Source organism: Serratia sp. J2, assembly GCF_046269175.1.
GTDB lineage: Bacteria > Pseudomonadota > Gammaproteobacteria > Enterobacterales > Enterobacteriaceae > Chania > Chania fonticola_C.
Window position 1 is genome coordinate 24,661 of record NZ_JBKABN010000029.1, and the last position, 14,822, is coordinate 39,482.

A 14,822-nucleotide genomic window follows, 5' to 3' on the forward strand; every position below is an offset into this window, starting at 1 on the left:
CGGCAGGCCGCTGGCAATGAGGAGAAGCAGAGATGGCCGGCGCAAAAGAGATACGTAGTAAGATCGCCAGCGTGCAAAACACGCAGAAGATCACTAAAGCGATGGAAATGGTCGCCGCCTCCAAAATGCGTAAATCGCAGGAACGCATGGCGGCCAGCCGTCCTTATGCAGAGACCATGCGCGAGGTGATTGGTCACCTGGCTTTAGGGAATCTGGAATATAAGCACCCGTACCTGGATGAGCGTGACGTTAAGCGCGTCGGGTATCTGGTGGTGTCTACTGACCGTGGTCTCTGCGGCGGCTTGAACATCAACCTGTTCAAGAAGCTGTTGGCAGAGATGAAAGGCTGGTCTGAAAAAGGCGTTGAAGCTGATTTAGCGCTGATTGGCTCAAAAGCAGCCTCTTTCTTTGGTTCCGTGGGCGGCAACGTGGTTGCCCAGGTGACCGGCATGGGGGATAACCCTTCCCTGTCGGATCTGATCGGTCCAGTGAAAGTGATGCTGCAAGCCTACGACGAAGGTCGTTTAGACAAGCTGTACGTTGTCAGCAACAAATTTGTTAATACGATGTCCCAGGAACCGCAGTTACTGCAACTTCTGCCATTGCCACCTTCTGATGACAGTGAACTGAAGAAAAAATCCTGGGATTACCTGTATGAACCCGATCCAAAAGTGCTGCTTGATACCTTGCTGCGCCGTTATGTGGAATCGCAAGTTTATCAGGGCGTCGTGGAAAACCTGGCCAGCGAGCAGGCCGCACGAATGGTAGCGATGAAAGCCGCAACCGATAACGGCGGTAGCCTGATCAAAGAGCTGCAGTTGGTATACAACAAGGCGCGTCAGGCCAGCATCACTCAGGAACTCACCGAGATCGTTTCGGGAGCCTCCGCGGTTTAAGCTAGGTTTACGAATTACGTAGAGGATTCAAGATGGCTACTGGAAAGATTATCCAGGTAATCGGCGCCGTGGTGGACGTCGAGTTCCCTCAGGATGCCGTACCGAAAGTGTACAACGCTCTTGAGGTTGCAAACGGCACCGAGAAATTGGTGCTGGAAGTTCAGCAACAGCTGGGTGGCGGCGTGGTTCGCTGTATCGCAATGGGGACCTCAGACGGTCTGCGTCGTGGTCTGGCCGTAACCGACCTGCAGCACCCGATTGAAGTACCGGTAGGTAAAGCTACCCTGGGCCGTATCATGAACGTATTGGGTGAACCAATCGACATGAAGGGCGACATCGGCGAAGAAGAACGTTGGGCTATTCACCGCCCGGCGCCAAGCTACGAAGAGTTGTCCAGCTCCCAGGATCTGCTGGAAACCGGTATCAAGGTAATGGACCTGATCTGCCCGTTCGCCAAGGGGGGTAAAGTCGGTCTGTTCGGTGGTGCTGGTGTAGGTAAAACCGTAAACATGATGGAGCTGATCCGTAACATCGCGATCGAGCACTCCGGTTATTCTGTGTTTGCGGGCGTGGGTGAACGTACTCGTGAGGGTAACGACTTCTACCACGAAATGACCGACTCCAACGTACTGGACAAAGTTTCCCTGGTTTACGGCCAGATGAACGAGCCACCAGGTAACCGTCTGCGCGTTGCGCTGACCGGCCTGACCATGGCTGAGAAGTTCCGTGACGAAGGTCGTGACGTACTGCTGTTCGTCGATAACATCTACCGTTATACCCTGGCCGGTACCGAAGTGTCCGCACTTCTGGGCCGTATGCCATCGGCAGTAGGTTATCAGCCAACGCTGGCGGAAGAGATGGGTGTTCTGCAAGAACGTATCACCTCTACCAAGACCGGTTCAATCACCTCTGTGCAGGCCGTTTACGTTCCTGCGGATGACTTGACTGACCCATCACCAGCCACCACCTTTGCTCACTTGGATGCAACCGTGGTACTGAGCCGTAACATCGCTTCTCTGGGTATCTACCCGGCCGTTGACCCGCTGGATTCCACCAGCCGTCAGCTGGATCCGCTGGTAGTTGGCCAGGAGCACTACGACGTAGCGCGTGGCGTGCAGTCTATTCTGCAACGCTATCAGGAACTGAAAGATATCATCGCCATCCTGGGTATGGACGAGCTGTCAGAAGACGACAAGCTGGTTGTATCCCGTGCGCGTAAAATCCAACGTTTCCTGTCTCAGCCGTTCTTCGTGGCAGAAGTCTTTACCGGTTCTCCGGGCAAGTTCGTATCGCTGAAAGATACCATCCGTGGTTTCAAAGGCATTATGGACGGCGACTATGACCACCTGCCGGAGCAGGCGTTCTACATGGTTGGCACCATTGAAGAAGCAGTGGAAAAAGCCAAGAAACTGTAACGCCTTGAGAGGAGGGTGATATGGCTATGACTTACCATCTGGATGTCGTCAGCGCGGAAAAACAGATGTTTTCCGGCCTGGTGCAGAAGATCCAGGTGACAGGCAGCGAAGGCGAACTGGGGATCTTCCCTGGCCATGCGCCGCTGCTGACTGCCATCAAGCCTGGCATGGTGCGTATTGTTAAACAGCACGGTGAAGAAGAGTTCATCTACCTGTCCGGCGGTATCCTTGAGGTACAGCCGAGCGTGGTAACCGTGCTGGCGGACACTGCCATCCGTGGAACGGACCTCGACGAAGCGAGAGCGCTGGAAGCTAAGCGTAAAGCTGAAGAGCACATCCGTAGCTCTCATGGCGATGTCGACTATGCTCAGGCATCTGCTGAACTGGCGAAAGCGATCGCGAAACTGCGCGTTATCGAGCTCACCAGAAAAGCGATGTAAACTCCCACGTTGCCTGCAGCGTGTGGAAATAAGAAAGCGGCCCCTGTGGGTCGCTTTTTTTTTGTTTTAAAATAAGCGTTTCAACCGGCCAGGCATTGTGCTGTATTAGCGCTGCCAGTGGAATTAAGCGTCGCCGATCACCGACAGTTTTTTCGCTGTACGGTTGGATTGCAGCCATTGGCGGCAGGCTAGGAGCCATGCGGCCTGCGCCGGATTCGTGTAGAGAAATATGTAGTAATTCCGTCATCAAACGGGTTTACTTTCGTCCATCAAAATGGAGTTATCAGGTTGCTTATGTCTAACAGCGCAATGAGCGTGGTTATCCTCGCCGCGGGCAAGGGAACACGCATGTATTCCGACCTTCCCAAGGTGTTACATCCGCTGGCGGGTAAGCCAATGGTGCAGCACGTCATTGATGCTGCCATGAAGCTGGGTGCCCAAAATGTCCATCTGGTTTACGGCCACGGCGGCGAGTTGCTGAAAAGCACCCTGCGCAATGATGCTCTAAACTGGGTGTTACAGGCTGAGCAGTTGGGAACCGGCCATGCGATGCAGCAGGCGGCTCCGCATTTTGCCGATGATGAAGACGTGTTGATGCTGTATGGCGATGTGCCACTGATCGCCGTCGAGACGCTGACGCGCCTGCTGGCAGCCAAACCTCAGGGTGGCATTGGCCTGCTGACTGTGAAGCTGCAAGACCCGAGCGGTTATGGCCGCATCGTACGTGAAAACGGCACCGTGGTGGGCATTGTCGAACATAAAGATGCCAATGATGAGCAGCGCCAGATTAATGAGATCAATACCGGCATTCTGGTGGCCAACGGCCGCGATCTGAAGCGCTGGCTGGGCAAGCTGAACAATAATAATGCCCAGGGTGAATTCTATATCACCGACATCATTGCCCTGGCGCATGCTGAAGGTAACAAGATTGAGGCCGTACACCCGGCGCGCCTGAGCGAAGTTGAAGGCGTGAATAACCGCCTGCAACTGTCGCAGCTTGAACGCGTGTATCAGGCCGAGCAGGCAGAGAAGCTATTGCTGGCTGGCGTGATGCTGCTGGATCCGGCGCGCTTCGATCTGCGTGGCGAGCTGGAACATGGCCGCGATATCTCCATCGATGCCAACGTGATTATCGAAGGCAAGGTCAAGCTGGGTAACCGCGTGAAGATTGGTTCCGGCTGCGTGCTGAAAAACTGCGTGATTGGCGACGACTGCGAGATCAGCCCTTACAGCGTGCTAGAAGATGCGCAGCTGGAAGCGGCCTGTACCGTTGGCCCATTTGCCCGTCTGCGCCCTGGTGCCGAACTGGCAGAAGGTGCCCACGTCGGCAACTTCGTGGAAATCAAAAAGGCCCGCCTGGGCAAAGGTTCCAAAGCTGGTCACCTGAGCTATCTGGGCGACGCCGAAATTGGCGATGATGTGAATATCGGTGCCGGTACTATCACCTGCAACTACGACGGTGCCAACAAGCATAAAACCATTATCGGCGACGGCGTGTTTGTCGGCTCGGACACTCAGTTGGTGGCTCCGGTCACCGTAGGCAAAGGGGTGACGATCGCTGCCGGTACCACGGTGACCCGTGATATTGCGGATAATGAGCTGGTGTTGAGCCGGGTCAAGCAGGTGCACATTCAAGGCTGGCAGCGTCCAACCAAGAAGAAGTAGGCCCCCTCACCCCAACCCTCTCCCACAGGGAGAGGGAGCTGTTAGCCCCTGCTCTGTTGGGATAGCAGGGGTAATCATAGCAACCGCGATCGCCCCTTCAATCAAGGTGAATCAGCCGGTGCTGATGTAGAAGACGTAATTTCAGACACTCTCGATCGATCCCCTCTCCCTGTGGGAGAGGGTTAGGGTGAGGGCATCACTGTTTTGCTCTGTACTTTCGCTAAAGAGCACAGAGCAAAACATAATAATCCCCATTCTCTACAGGCTCGGGGAAGCACGGTAAAACCGGCAAAAATCAGGTCAAGGCATCGCAAGTGCCCTGAAAGGCACTTAATTAGGAATACGACTAATGTGTGGAATTGTAGGTGCAGTAGCGCAACGTGATATCGCCGAGATCCTGCTGGAAGGTTTACGCCGCCTGGAATACCGGGGCTATGACTCAGCGGGTCTGGCCGTGGTGGATAGCGAGGGTAACGTCAGCCGTTTGCGTCGTGTCGGCAAGGTACAAAAACTGGCTGAAGCGGCAGAGCAACAGGATTTGCACGGCGGTACCGGGATTGCCCATACCCGCTGGGCGACGCACGGTGAGCCTTCGGAGGCGAACGCGCATCCTCATGTTTCAGATTACATCGCGGTGGTGCATAACGGCATTATCGAAAACTACGAACCGCTGCGCGAACAGCTGATTGAGCGTGGTTATCACTTCAGTTCTGAAACCGATACCGAGGTGATTGCTCACCTGGTGCATTGGGAACAGAAGCAGGGCGGTACACTGCTGGAAGTGGTACAGCGTGTGATCCCACAGCTGCGTGGCGCTTATGGCACCGTGGTGATGGACAGCCGCGATCCTAGCGTATTGGTAGCTGCCCGTTCAGGTAGCCCGCTGGTGATTGGCCGTGGCGTGGGCGAAAATTTCATTGCCTCTGACCAACTGGCCCTGCTGCCGGTAACCCGTCGCTTTATCTTCCTGGAAGAAGGTGACGTAGTAGAAGTGACCCGCCGCACCGTCAGCATTTTTGACAAGCAAGGTAATGCGATTGAGCGCCCAGAGATCGAATCTCAGGTGCAATACGACGCCGGTGATAAAGGTGCGTACCGTCATTACATGCAAAAAGAGATTTTTGAGCAGCCAATGGCGCTGAAAAACACCCTTGAGGGGCGTTTCAGCCATGGCAAGATCGACCTGAGTGAGCTTGGTCCGCACGCCGACGAACTGCTGTCAAAAGTGCAGCACGTACAGATCATCGCCTGTGGGACTTCTTACCACTCCGGGATGGTGGCACGTTACTGGTTCGAGTCGCTGGCCGGTGTGCCTTGTGACGTCGAGATCGCCTCTGAATTCCGTTATCGCAAGTCAGCGGTGCGCCCAGGCAGCCTGATCATCACCCTGTCTCAATCCGGTGAGACCGCCGATACGTTGGCAGCGCTGCGCTTGTCCAAAGAGCTGGGCTATTTGGGTTCCCTGGCCGTGTGCAACGTGGCAGGTTCTTCCCTGGTGCGTGAGTCTGACCTGGCGCTGATGACCAAGGCCGGTACCGAAATCGGCGTTGCCTCGACCAAAGCCTTTACCACCCAGCTTGCTGTGTTGTTGATGCTGGTGGCGCGACTGGGCCGTCTGAAAGGGATGGCGGAAAGCGTAGAGCATGACATTGTGCACGGTCTGCAAGCGTTGCCTGCGCGTATCGAGCAGATGCTGTCACTGGATAAGAGCATCGAAGCGCTGGCGGAAGGTTTCTCTGACAAGCATCACGCACTGTTCCTTGGCCGTGGCGATCAATACCCGATCGCTATGGAAGGGGCGCTGAAGCTCAAAGAGATCTCCTATATCCACGCAGAGGCGTACGCAGCCGGTGAGCTTAAGCACGGCCCGCTGGCGTTGATCGATGCCGACATGCCGGTGATCGTGGTTGCGCCTAACAACGAGCTGTTGGAGAAGCTTAAATCCAATATCGAAGAGGTGCGTGCTCGTGGTGGCCAGCTGTATGTGTTCGCCGATCAGGATGCCGGTTTCGTCAGTAGCGAAGGGATGACCATCATCCCACTGCCGCATGTTGAAGATATAGTTGCACCGATCTTCTACACCGTGCCGTTACAGTTGTTGTCTTACTACGTCGCTCTGATCAAAGGCACCGATGTGGATCAGCCACGTAACCTGGCGAAATCCGTTACTGTGGAATAATCGCTAACCCTCCTGCTATGAATACCGTGTTGGGTTACTCAACACGGTATTTTTTTAGCCCCAGTTTTACCATTAACGCTATGATTGGCGGGTGATGCTACAGGGAAGGGAATACGTAGATAATGAATATTTTGATTACAGGAGCACGCGCACCTGTTGCGATTGAGTGGGCGCGTATTGCGTTGCGTAGCGGGCACCGCGTCTGGTTAGCGGATAGCCTGAGGTGGCCGCTGGGCCGCTTTTTACAAGGGATTGAAGGTTATCTACGGCTTCCCTCCCCACGCCAGGACCTTGCCGGTTATCAACAGCAACTGCAAGGCTATCTCGACCAACATGCTATTGGGCTGCTGATCCCCACCTGCGAAGAGATCTTCTACCTCTCCCAGGCGTTTGCTACGTATATCGGGCCTACCGAGTGGCTGATACCTGAACGGCGGTTGCTATTTGAACTGCATCATAAGTACCAAAGCCTGAGCCTGTTAACGGGATTGGGTGAGGTGCGGACTCCCGCAACCCGAATGCTGACCTCTTGCTCGCAAATTACCGACGATCCTCAGACCATTTTGAAACCGGTTTATTCACGCTTTGGTCGCCGAGTGATCCGTACCCCAAACCCGGGTGTGTTGAACGATCGGCAGCTCAACGAGCATATCCCATGGGTGCAGCAGCAGAAATTAGAGGGTGTGGCTTTGTGCAACTATGCCGTGTTCGAACACGGCAGGCTGATCGCGCATCAGGCTTATCAACCCAAATACTGCTTCAATCAGGCTGCAGGTAGTTACTTTGTCCCTCATCAGGACCGGAGGCTGGACGATTTTGTCCGTCAGTTTGGGGAGAAAACCGGCTTTCATGGCCAGGTGGCGTTCGATTTTATCGAACAGGACGGGGTGATTTTTGTTATTGAGTGTAATCCCAGGGCCACCAGCGGCCTGCATTTGCTGGGGGCTCAGATGTCCATCGCTGCCGATGGGCAATTGCAATACCAGCCAGCGCCGCCCAAGGCGGGACATGTGGGCGTGATCATACTGTTATTCTTTGCCTGGCAGGCTTGGCGCGATAAGCAGTTGGTGACGCTATGGCGGGACTTTCGCCAAGCGCCTAATCTGCTCAACGATCACCGTTGGCCGATAAGTGCCGGAGCGCAGTGGTGTGCGTTGTTGGAAATGGGATACCGCAGCTTACGCTATCGGCGGCCTCTCACCGATGCCAGCACCTTTGATATCGAGTGGGACGGTTAGCATGGAACAGGTTAATCATTGGCAGCGCCTGCAACTGACACTGTTGCAACAGCCAGGCATAATTGCCAACCTCCAGACGTCGATGACCGAGTATCAGCAGGATGGCTTCTGGATACCGGCGACGGTCAATGATTACGTACCCGGTAACTGCTACGTGGTTTCCCCGCTGGCACTGATCGTCGATTACGCGCGGGATGAAATTATTAAAATCGATAACGGCGCGTTGCGGGCCCTGTGCAATGGGTTGACGCTGTTGCTGAAATGGCCTCTATTGCTGGCACACGTCGATCGGCTCCAGGTGCTGAATAATCAGTGCCTTTCCACCAATTTGACCAGCAGCCATTGGCAATATCTGGATACCGACGCGTTGCGGCAACAGGCATTGCAGCGCTATCCCCAGCATACTTTGATGATCCGTTCACTTAATGGGCAGCAGACTCCTGAGCTGTTGGCACGACTCTCCCAGCAAGGTTGGCTGCCTATCGTCAGCCGTCAGGTCTATTGCCTGGACGATCCTTTACGCTGGTGGGGTAAAATCAACGCGCGCCGGGATGACAAATTACTGCATCAGATGGGATGGGAGTTCAAACGGCTGTCTGCCAAGGATCCCGAACAAATGCAGTGTGCCGAACGCCTCTATAACCAGCTCTACCTGGAAAAATACAGCCGCCAGAATGTGCAGTTCACCGCCGGTTATTTATCCCAGGCCTCGCAGCTTGGTGTGTTGCAATTGTACGGCTTGTTCCACCAGCAGCAAATGGTGGGGGTGTTGGGAATGGTTCAGTTGGAACAGACGGTAACGGTGCCGATCGTCGGCTATCGGACAGAATTACCCACATCATTGGCGCTATATCGTCGTCTGCTCGCCTTTGCGTTACGTTACGCCATGGAGCACAAGCTGTTTCTCAATTTGAGTTCCGGCGCACCAGATTTTAAGCGGGTTCGCGGTTGCCAACCGGAGATTGAATACAGCATGGTCTATGTCCGGCACCTGAACGTTTATCAGCGTAGCGTTTGGGCGGTGATTTCCTGGCTTTCCCGCAAGGTCTATCAGCCGTTATTGAAGCGCTATCAGTTATGAACGTTATCAAGATATCACCCTGCAACTTGGGGATAGTGCGCCAGCGATTGGCAATATGACAAGCGTGTAAAAAAGAGCGAAAACCGCTCATATTCAGAGAGATAGTGCAGCAACAGGCAGATTTTTGCAGATTGTTTTTTGTCTAAAAATGACATCATCTTACTGATTTTAATCAAATAAATATCAATCACCCTCCGCTGTAATATAACTGTCATATTTCGTACATTTTACTGTCACCAAACTGTCCTATTTTCCCTCCTGCAGCAATACTTACTCTGATGAAAACGACTCAAAGTCGATTTTTGAAATATCCCATTAGGAGGGATTATGAAACTGATGCGTACCACCGTCGCCAGTATTGTGGCAGCGACTTTCTCTTTGGCCTCTGTGTCCGCCTTCGCTGCTGCTAGCCTGACCGGTGCAGGTGCGACATTCCCCGCTCCGGTGTATGCCAAGTGGGCAGATTCTTATCAGAAAGAAACCGGCAACAAGGTTAACTATCAGGGGATTGGTTCTTCTGGTGGTGTGAAGCAAATCATCGCCAACACCGTTGACTTTGGTGCTTCTGATGCCCCGCTGTCCGATGAAAAACTGGCTGCGGACGGCCTGTTCCAGTTCCCTACCGTGATCGGTGGCGTGGTACTGGCGGTGAATATTCCGGGCATCAAATCCGGTGAGCTGACTCTGGATGGTCAAACCCTGGGTGATATCTACCTGGGCAACATCAAAAAATGGAATGACCCGGCGATCGTTAAACTGAACCCGGGCGTCAAGCTGCCGGATCAGGCTATCGCCGTGGTGCGTCGTGCTGATGGTTCCGGGACTTCTTTCGTCTTCACCAGCTATCTGGCCAAGGCTAACGCGCAGTGGAAAGAGAAAATTGGTGCAGGCTCAACCGTTAACTGGCCAACCGGCCTGGGTGGCAAGGGCAATGACGGCATCGCCGCGTTCGTTCAGCGTCTGCCTGGCTCTATCGGCTATGTTGAATACGCTTACGCCAAGCAGAACAACCTGGCCTACACTAAATTAGTGTCTGCCGATGGCAAACCGGTCAGCCCAACCGAAGAGAGCTTCAGCGCCGCAGCCAAAGGCGCGGATTGGAGCAAAACCTTCGCGCAGGATCTGACCAACCAGAAAGGCGACAACGTCTGGCCAATCACCTCCACCACCTTCATCCTGGTGCACAAAGAGCAGAAGAAGCCTGAGCAGGGCGCAGAAGTGCTGAAGTTCTTTGACTGGGCTTACAAGACCGGTGCCAAACAGGCTAGCGAACTGGATTACGCCGCCTTGCCTGCCGAAGTGGTTGAGCAAATCCGTGCTGCCTGGAAAACCAACATCAAAGACAGCTCCGGTAAGGCCTTGTTCTAACAACGCAGGGGGTGCGGAAGACCGTGCCTCAACCTGACTGTCGGGGCCTGGCGTGCCGGGCCCTTCAAGCTTTAAACAGAAGAGTAATCTATGGCTGAGTACAAGCCGACCATTAAAGCACCGGGTAAAAACGGTGACATCATCTTCAGCGCGCTGGTCAGACTGGCGGCGCTGATTACCCTATTGTTGCTGGGCGGCATTATCGTTTCGCTGATTATCGCCTCCTGGCCAAGCATGCAGAAGTTCGGTTTTGCCTTCCTGTGGACCAAAGAGTGGGATGCGCCAGCCGAGCAGTTTGGTGCGCTGGTGCCGATCTACGGCACGGTCGTCACCTCGGTGATTGCGCTGATTATCGCCGTGCCGGTCAGTTTTGGTATTGCCCTGTTCCTGACCGAGTTGGCCCCTAACTGGCTCAAGCGCCCATTGGGGATTGCGATAGAACTGTTAGCGGCGATCCCAAGCATCGTTTACGGCATGTGGGGCCTGTTCGTGTTTGCCCCGCTGTTCGCCAAATATTTCCAGACCCCGGTGGGGGAAGTGTTGTCCGGTATCCCGATCGTTGGCGAGCTGTTCTCCGGCCCGGCATTTGGTATCGGTATTCTGGCTGCCGGGGTGATCCTGGCCATTATGATTATTCCTTACATTGCGGCGGTAATGCGCGATGTGTTCGAACAGACCCCGGTGATGATGAAAGAGTCGGCCTATGGCATCGGCTGCACCACCTGGGAGGTGATCTGGCGCATTGTGCTGCCGTTCACCAAAAACGGCGTGATTGGCGGCGTGATGCTTGGCCTGGGGCGCGCCCTGGGGGAAACCATGGCGGTGACCTTTATCATCGGTAACACCTACCAGCTCGACAGCTTCTCGCTGTATATGCCGGGCAACAGTATCACCTCGGCGTTGGCCAACGAATTCGCCGAAGCGGAATCTGGGCTACATACCTCTGCATTGATGCAGCTTGGGCTGATCCTGTTTGTGATCACCTTTATCGTCCTGGCGCTGTCGAAGTTGATGGTGATGCGCCTGGCCAAGCGTGAGGGTCGCTAACATGGCAACGATGGATATGCAAAACCCGGTAGCACTGGCGGAAAGCCGCCGTAAAATGCAGGCCTGGCGTCGGCAGAAAAACCGTCTGGCGCTGTTCCTGTCGATGGCGACTATGGCCTTTGGCTTGTTCTGGCTGGTGTGGATCCTGTTCTCGACCGTCACCAAGGGCATCGACGGTATGTCGCTGGCGCTGTTTACCGAAATGACGCCGCCGCCGAATACTGCGGGCGGTGGTCTGGCTAACGCCATCGCCGGTAGTGGCTTGCTGATCCTGTGGGCGACCATCTTCGGTACTCCGCTGGGCATCATGGCGGGGATCTACCTGGCGGAATATGGCCGTAAATCCTGGTTGGCAGAAGTGATCCGCTTTATCAACGATATTCTGTTATCCGCGCCGTCGATCGTCGTGGGCCTGTTCGTTTACACCGTGGTGGTGGCGAAGATGGAGCACTTCTCCGGTTGGGCCGGGATCATTGCGCTGGCCCTGTTGCAGATCCCGATCGTGATCCGCACCACCGAGAACATGCTCAAGCTGGTACCGGACACGCTGCGTGAAGCGGCCTATGCGTTGGGGACACCAAAATGGCGCATGATTTCCGCCATTACGCTGAAGGCGTCGGTCTCCGGCATTATCACCGGCGTACTGCTGGCGATTGCGCGTATCGCCGGGGAAACCGCCCCGTTGCTGTTTACCTCGCTGTCGAATCAGTTCTGGAGCACCAATCTGATGCAGCCGATCGCCAACCTGCCGGTCACCATTTTCAAGTTTGCCATGAGCCCGTTTGCCGAATGGCAACAGCTGGCCTGGGCCGGGGTGCTGTTGATCACCCTGTGCGTACTGTTACTGAATATCCTGGCGCGTGTGATTTTCGCCAAGAAAAAGCATTCATAAAAATTTAGGTGCCGCTCAGGCGACACCGTGAAAAGAGAGAAGTCTTGATGAGTATGGTTGACTCCACTTCCAGCAGCAAAATTCAGGTACGCGATCTGAACTTTTACTACGGCAAATTCCATGCGCTGAAAAACATCACGCTGGATATCGCCAAGAACAAGGTGACCGCGTTTATTGGCCCGTCTGGCTGCGGCAAATCGACGCTGCTGCGGACCTTCAACAAGATGTACCAGCTCTACCCCGAGCAGCGTGCCGAAGGCGATATCCTGCTGGATGGGCAAAACATCCTGACGGATAACCAGGATATCGCGCTGCTGCGTGCGAAGGTGGGTATGGTGTTCCAAAAGCCAACGCCGTTCCCGATGTCGATTTATGACAACATCGCCTTTGGCGTGCGCCTGTTCGAGAAGTTGTCCCGTGCGGATATGGACGAGCGTGTCCAATGGGCGCTGACCAAGGCGGCACTGTGGAACGAGACCAAGGACAAGCTGCACCAGAGCGGTTACAGCCTGTCCGGCGGCCAGCAGCAACGCCTGTGCATTGCGCGCGGCATTGCCATTCGCCCGGAAGTGCTGTTGCTGGATGAGCCTTGCTCAGCGCTGGATCCAATTTCCACCGGCAAGATTGAAGAGCTGATCAGCGAGCTGAAATCTGACTACACCGTGGTGATCGTGACCCACAATATGCAGCAGGCGGCGCGTTGTTCCGACTCCACCGCATTTATGTATCTGGGTGAGTTGATCGAGTTCAGCGATACTGACACTCTGTTTACCGCGCCACAGAAGAAGCAGACCGAAGACTACATTACTGGCCGCTATGGTTGATTAGGATGCATCATGGATAACCTGAATTTAAACAAACACATTTCCGGCCAGTTCAACGCTGAACTCGAGCACATCCGCACCCAGGTGCTGACCATGGGCGGGCTGGTGGAGCAACAGCTGACCGACGCCATTACCGCGATGCATAACCAGGACGGTGAACTGGCCAAACGGGTGATCGAGGGTGATGCCAAGGTCAATATGATGGAAGTGGCGATTGATGAAGCCTGTGTGCGTATCATTGCCAAACGCCAGCCGACCGCCAGCGATCTGCGCCTGGTGATGGCGATCATCAAGACCATTTCCGAGCTGGAACGTATCGGCGACGTAGCGGACAAAATCTGTCGCACCGCACTGGAGAAATTCTCGCACCAGCATCAGCCGTTGCTGGTCAGCCTGGAGTCACTGGGCCGCCATACCGTGCAGATGCTGCACGACGTGCTGGATGCCTTTGCGCGTATGGATCTGGATGAAGCGATCCGGATTTACCGCGAAGACAAGAAGGTCGATCAGGAATATGAAGGCATCGTGCGCCAGTTGATGACCTACATGATGGAAGATACGCGCACCATTCCGAGCGTGCTGACGGCGCTGTTCTGTGCCCGCTCTATCGAGCGTATCGGCGATCGCTGCCAGAATATTTGCGAATTCATCTTCTACTTCGTCAAAGGCCAGGATTTCCGCCATATCGGTGGCGATGCGCTGGACAAGCTGTTGTCAGACGGTAAAGACGAGAAAAAAGCGTAATTCAACCAGTGAGTTATTCCACAAGGCGCTGAAAATGGCGCCTTTATGCCATTTAAAAACCGTAAAGTTAAAAAGGTTATAACTATAGCGTTTAATATTATTTCCTGACCTAAGTGAGGCTTGCTAGCTTATCAGCCAGCGGGACATCAATCACTTGGGAGCTTTTCATGAAACAGCGCGTCTTAGCCTTATCTCTGTTAGCCAGCCTGACCAGCCTTGCCACCGGTGTGGCACATGCCGATAAACTCGATGATATTCAAAAAGCTGGCGTGGTGCGTATTGCGGTATTCGACAGTAACCCACCGTTTGGTTATGTCGATCCGCAAAGCAAAAAGCTGGTGGGTTATGACGTGGACGTGGCCGAGGCTATCGGTAAGGCGCTGGGCGTCAAGGTTGAACTGCGCGCCACCAACCCGGCTAACCGGATTCCTCTGCTGGTGTCAAAAAAGGTTGATCTGATCGCGGCCAACTTCACCATCACCGACGAGCGTGCCAAAGAAGTGAATTTCAGCGTGCCGTATTTTGCTACCGGCCAGAAATTCATTGCCCATAAGGGCGTGCTGAAAACCCCGGAAGACATCAAGAAGCTACGCATCGGTGCAGATAAAGGCACCGTGCAGGAAATTACCCTGCGTGAGCACTATCCAACGGCCAAAGTGATCTCTTACGACGATACCCCACTGGCGTTTGTCGCCTTGCGTAACGGCAACGTGCAGGCTATTACTCAGGACGATGCCAAGCTGGTTGGCCTGCTGGGCAACCTGCCAGCCGCGCAAAAAGCCGACTTTGAAATCTCTCCGTTCAGCATCACCAAAGAGTATCAAGGCGTTGGCATTCCAAAAGGCGAAGAACGTCTGACGGCCACCATCAACGACACCTTGATCAAACTGGAAAAAGAGGGCGATGCGGTGAAGATTTACGATCGCTGGTTCGGCCCGGAAACCAAATCCGCCCAACCGCGTGGCGATTTCAAGATCGGCCCGTTGGATCAGCAACCTAAAGCCTAATCTCCCTTCTCCCTCTACCCCGGTTT

The 14,822-nt window shown here is 54.5% G+C and carries 14 protein-coding genes; 13 read left to right on the forward strand and 1 reads right to left on the reverse strand.

Annotation, left to right across the window (positions count from 1 at the left end; all coding sequences use genetic code 11):
- Positions 1–32: 32 nt before the first annotated feature.
- The 3 genes from atpG to ACKWMY_RS23175 are packed head-to-tail and all read left to right on the forward strand — an operon-like array spanning position 33 to position 2,751.
- Positions 33–896 (forward strand): F0F1 ATP synthase subunit gamma, encoded by an 864-nt coding sequence (atpG, locus tag ACKWMY_RS23165; protein WP_021181426.1) that lies wholly within the window; start codon positions 33–35, stop codon positions 894–896.
- Positions 897–928: 32 nt separating this feature from the next.
- Positions 929–2,311, forward strand: coding sequence for a F0F1 ATP synthase subunit beta (gene atpD, locus ACKWMY_RS23170; RefSeq protein WP_024484688.1), 1,383 nt, complete (start codon positions 929–931; stop codon positions 2,309–2,311).
- A 20-nt stretch (positions 2,312–2,331) separates the two neighbouring features.
- A complete protein-coding gene (locus ACKWMY_RS23175; protein WP_004933814.1) occupies positions 2,332–2,751 on the forward strand; it encodes a F0F1 ATP synthase subunit epsilon in 420 nt (139 codons plus the stop codon).
- On the opposite strand, the gene ACKWMY_RS23180 is transcribed toward ACKWMY_RS23175, so the two are convergent.
- Positions 2,732–2,998 carry a hypothetical protein gene (locus ACKWMY_RS23180; protein ID WP_152529888.1) on the reverse strand — a complete coding sequence of 89 codons (267 nt, stop codon included), beginning with the start codon at positions 2,996–2,998 and terminating at the stop codon, positions 2,732–2,734. The two genes, ACKWMY_RS23175 and ACKWMY_RS23180, sit on opposite strands and share 20 nt — an antisense overlap.
- A gap of 47 nt (positions 2,999–3,045) precedes the next feature.
- Here ACKWMY_RS23180 and glmU point away from each other — a divergent pair, with 47 nt between their 5' ends.
- The 10 genes from glmU (at position 3,046) to ACKWMY_RS23230 (ending at position 14,796) form a co-directional block, all read left to right on the forward strand.
- On the forward strand, positions 3,046–4,416 hold the full coding sequence (gene glmU / locus ACKWMY_RS23185; protein WP_409487127.1) for a bifunctional UDP-N-acetylglucosamine diphosphorylase/glucosamine-1-phosphate N-acetyltransferase GlmU: 1,371 nt from the start codon (positions 3,046–3,048) through the stop codon (positions 4,414–4,416).
- Between the two features lie 349 nt (positions 4,417–4,765).
- Positions 4,766–6,595 carry a glutamine--fructose-6-phosphate transaminase (isomerizing) gene (glmS, locus tag ACKWMY_RS23190; protein WP_098929362.1) on the forward strand — a complete coding sequence of 610 codons (1,830 nt, stop codon included), beginning with the start codon at positions 4,766–4,768 and terminating at the stop codon, positions 6,593–6,595.
- A 122-nt stretch (positions 6,596–6,717) separates the two neighbouring features.
- The gene (locus ACKWMY_RS23195; RefSeq protein ID WP_308872883.1) at positions 6,718–7,833 is read left to right on the forward strand and encodes a hypothetical protein; all 1,116 of its coding nucleotides are present in this window, start codon (positions 6,718–6,720) and stop codon (positions 7,831–7,833) included.
- 1 nt (position 7,834) lies between these two features.
- Positions 7,835–8,914, forward strand: a complete 1,080-nt coding sequence (locus ACKWMY_RS23200) for a GNAT family N-acetyltransferase (protein WP_409487128.1) — start codon at positions 7,835–7,837, stop codon at positions 8,912–8,914.
- A gap of 327 nt (positions 8,915–9,241) precedes the next feature.
- On the forward strand, positions 9,242–10,282 hold the full coding sequence (pstS, locus tag ACKWMY_RS23205) for a phosphate ABC transporter substrate-binding protein PstS (RefSeq protein ID WP_024527374.1): 1,041 nt from the start codon (positions 9,242–9,244) through the stop codon (positions 10,280–10,282).
- 90 nt (positions 10,283–10,372) lie between these two features.
- The gene (gene pstC, locus ACKWMY_RS23210) at positions 10,373–11,329 is read left to right on the forward strand and encodes a phosphate ABC transporter permease PstC (RefSeq protein ID WP_024527373.1); all 957 of its coding nucleotides are present in this window, start codon (positions 10,373–10,375) and stop codon (positions 11,327–11,329) included.
- A 1-nt stretch (position 11,330) separates the two neighbouring features.
- A complete protein-coding gene (gene pstA, locus ACKWMY_RS23215; RefSeq protein ID WP_024527372.1) occupies positions 11,331–12,221 on the forward strand; it encodes a phosphate ABC transporter permease PstA in 891 nt (296 codons plus the stop codon).
- Positions 12,222–12,274: 53 nt separating this feature from the next.
- Positions 12,275–13,045 carry a phosphate ABC transporter ATP-binding protein PstB gene (gene pstB, locus ACKWMY_RS23220; RefSeq protein WP_370454353.1) on the forward strand — a complete coding sequence of 257 codons (771 nt, stop codon included), beginning with the start codon at positions 12,275–12,277 and terminating at the stop codon, positions 13,043–13,045.
- Between the two features lie 12 nt (positions 13,046–13,057).
- On the forward strand, positions 13,058–13,789 hold the full coding sequence (gene phoU, locus ACKWMY_RS23225) for a phosphate signaling complex protein PhoU (protein WP_024484696.1): 732 nt from the start codon (positions 13,058–13,060) through the stop codon (positions 13,787–13,789).
- Between the two features lie 167 nt (positions 13,790–13,956).
- Entirely contained in the window at positions 13,957–14,796 is an 840-nt protein-coding gene (locus ACKWMY_RS23230) for an ABC transporter substrate-binding protein (protein ID WP_024527371.1), read from the forward strand.
- Positions 14,797–14,822 lie beyond the last annotated feature (26 nt).

Bases quoted from the DNA above. Each gene is read 5' to 3' on its own strand.
- atpG (WP_021181426.1), top strand. From the start codon at position 33: ATGGCCGGCGCAAAAGAGATACGTAGTAAGATCGCCAGCGTGCAAAAC.
- atpD (WP_024484688.1), top strand. From the start codon at position 929: ATGGCTACTGGAAAGATTATCCAGGTAATCGGCGCCGTGGTGGACGTC.
- ACKWMY_RS23175 (WP_004933814.1), top strand. From the start codon at position 2,332: ATGGCTATGACTTACCATCTGGATGTCGTCAGCGCGGAAAAACAGATG.
- ACKWMY_RS23180 (WP_152529888.1), bottom strand. From the start codon at position 2,998: ATGACGGAATTACTACATATTTCTCTACACGAATCCGGCGCAGGCCGC.
- glmU (WP_409487127.1), top strand. From the start codon at position 3,046: ATGTCTAACAGCGCAATGAGCGTGGTTATCCTCGCCGCGGGCAAGGGA.
- glmS (WP_098929362.1), top strand. From the start codon at position 4,766: ATGTGTGGAATTGTAGGTGCAGTAGCGCAACGTGATATCGCCGAGATC.
- ACKWMY_RS23195 (WP_308872883.1), top strand. From the start codon at position 6,718: ATGAATATTTTGATTACAGGAGCACGCGCACCTGTTGCGATTGAGTGG.
- ACKWMY_RS23200 (WP_409487128.1), top strand. From the start codon at position 7,835: ATGGAACAGGTTAATCATTGGCAGCGCCTGCAACTGACACTGTTGCAA.
- pstS (WP_024527374.1), top strand. From the start codon at position 9,242: ATGAAACTGATGCGTACCACCGTCGCCAGTATTGTGGCAGCGACTTTC.
- pstC (WP_024527373.1), top strand. From the start codon at position 10,373: ATGGCTGAGTACAAGCCGACCATTAAAGCACCGGGTAAAAACGGTGAC.
- pstA (WP_024527372.1), top strand. From the start codon at position 11,331: ATGGCAACGATGGATATGCAAAACCCGGTAGCACTGGCGGAAAGCCGC.
- pstB (WP_370454353.1), top strand. From the start codon at position 12,275: ATGGTTGACTCCACTTCCAGCAGCAAAATTCAGGTACGCGATCTGAAC.
- phoU (WP_024484696.1), top strand. From the start codon at position 13,058: ATGGATAACCTGAATTTAAACAAACACATTTCCGGCCAGTTCAACGCT.
- ACKWMY_RS23230 (WP_024527371.1), top strand. From the start codon at position 13,957: ATGAAACAGCGCGTCTTAGCCTTATCTCTGTTAGCCAGCCTGACCAGC.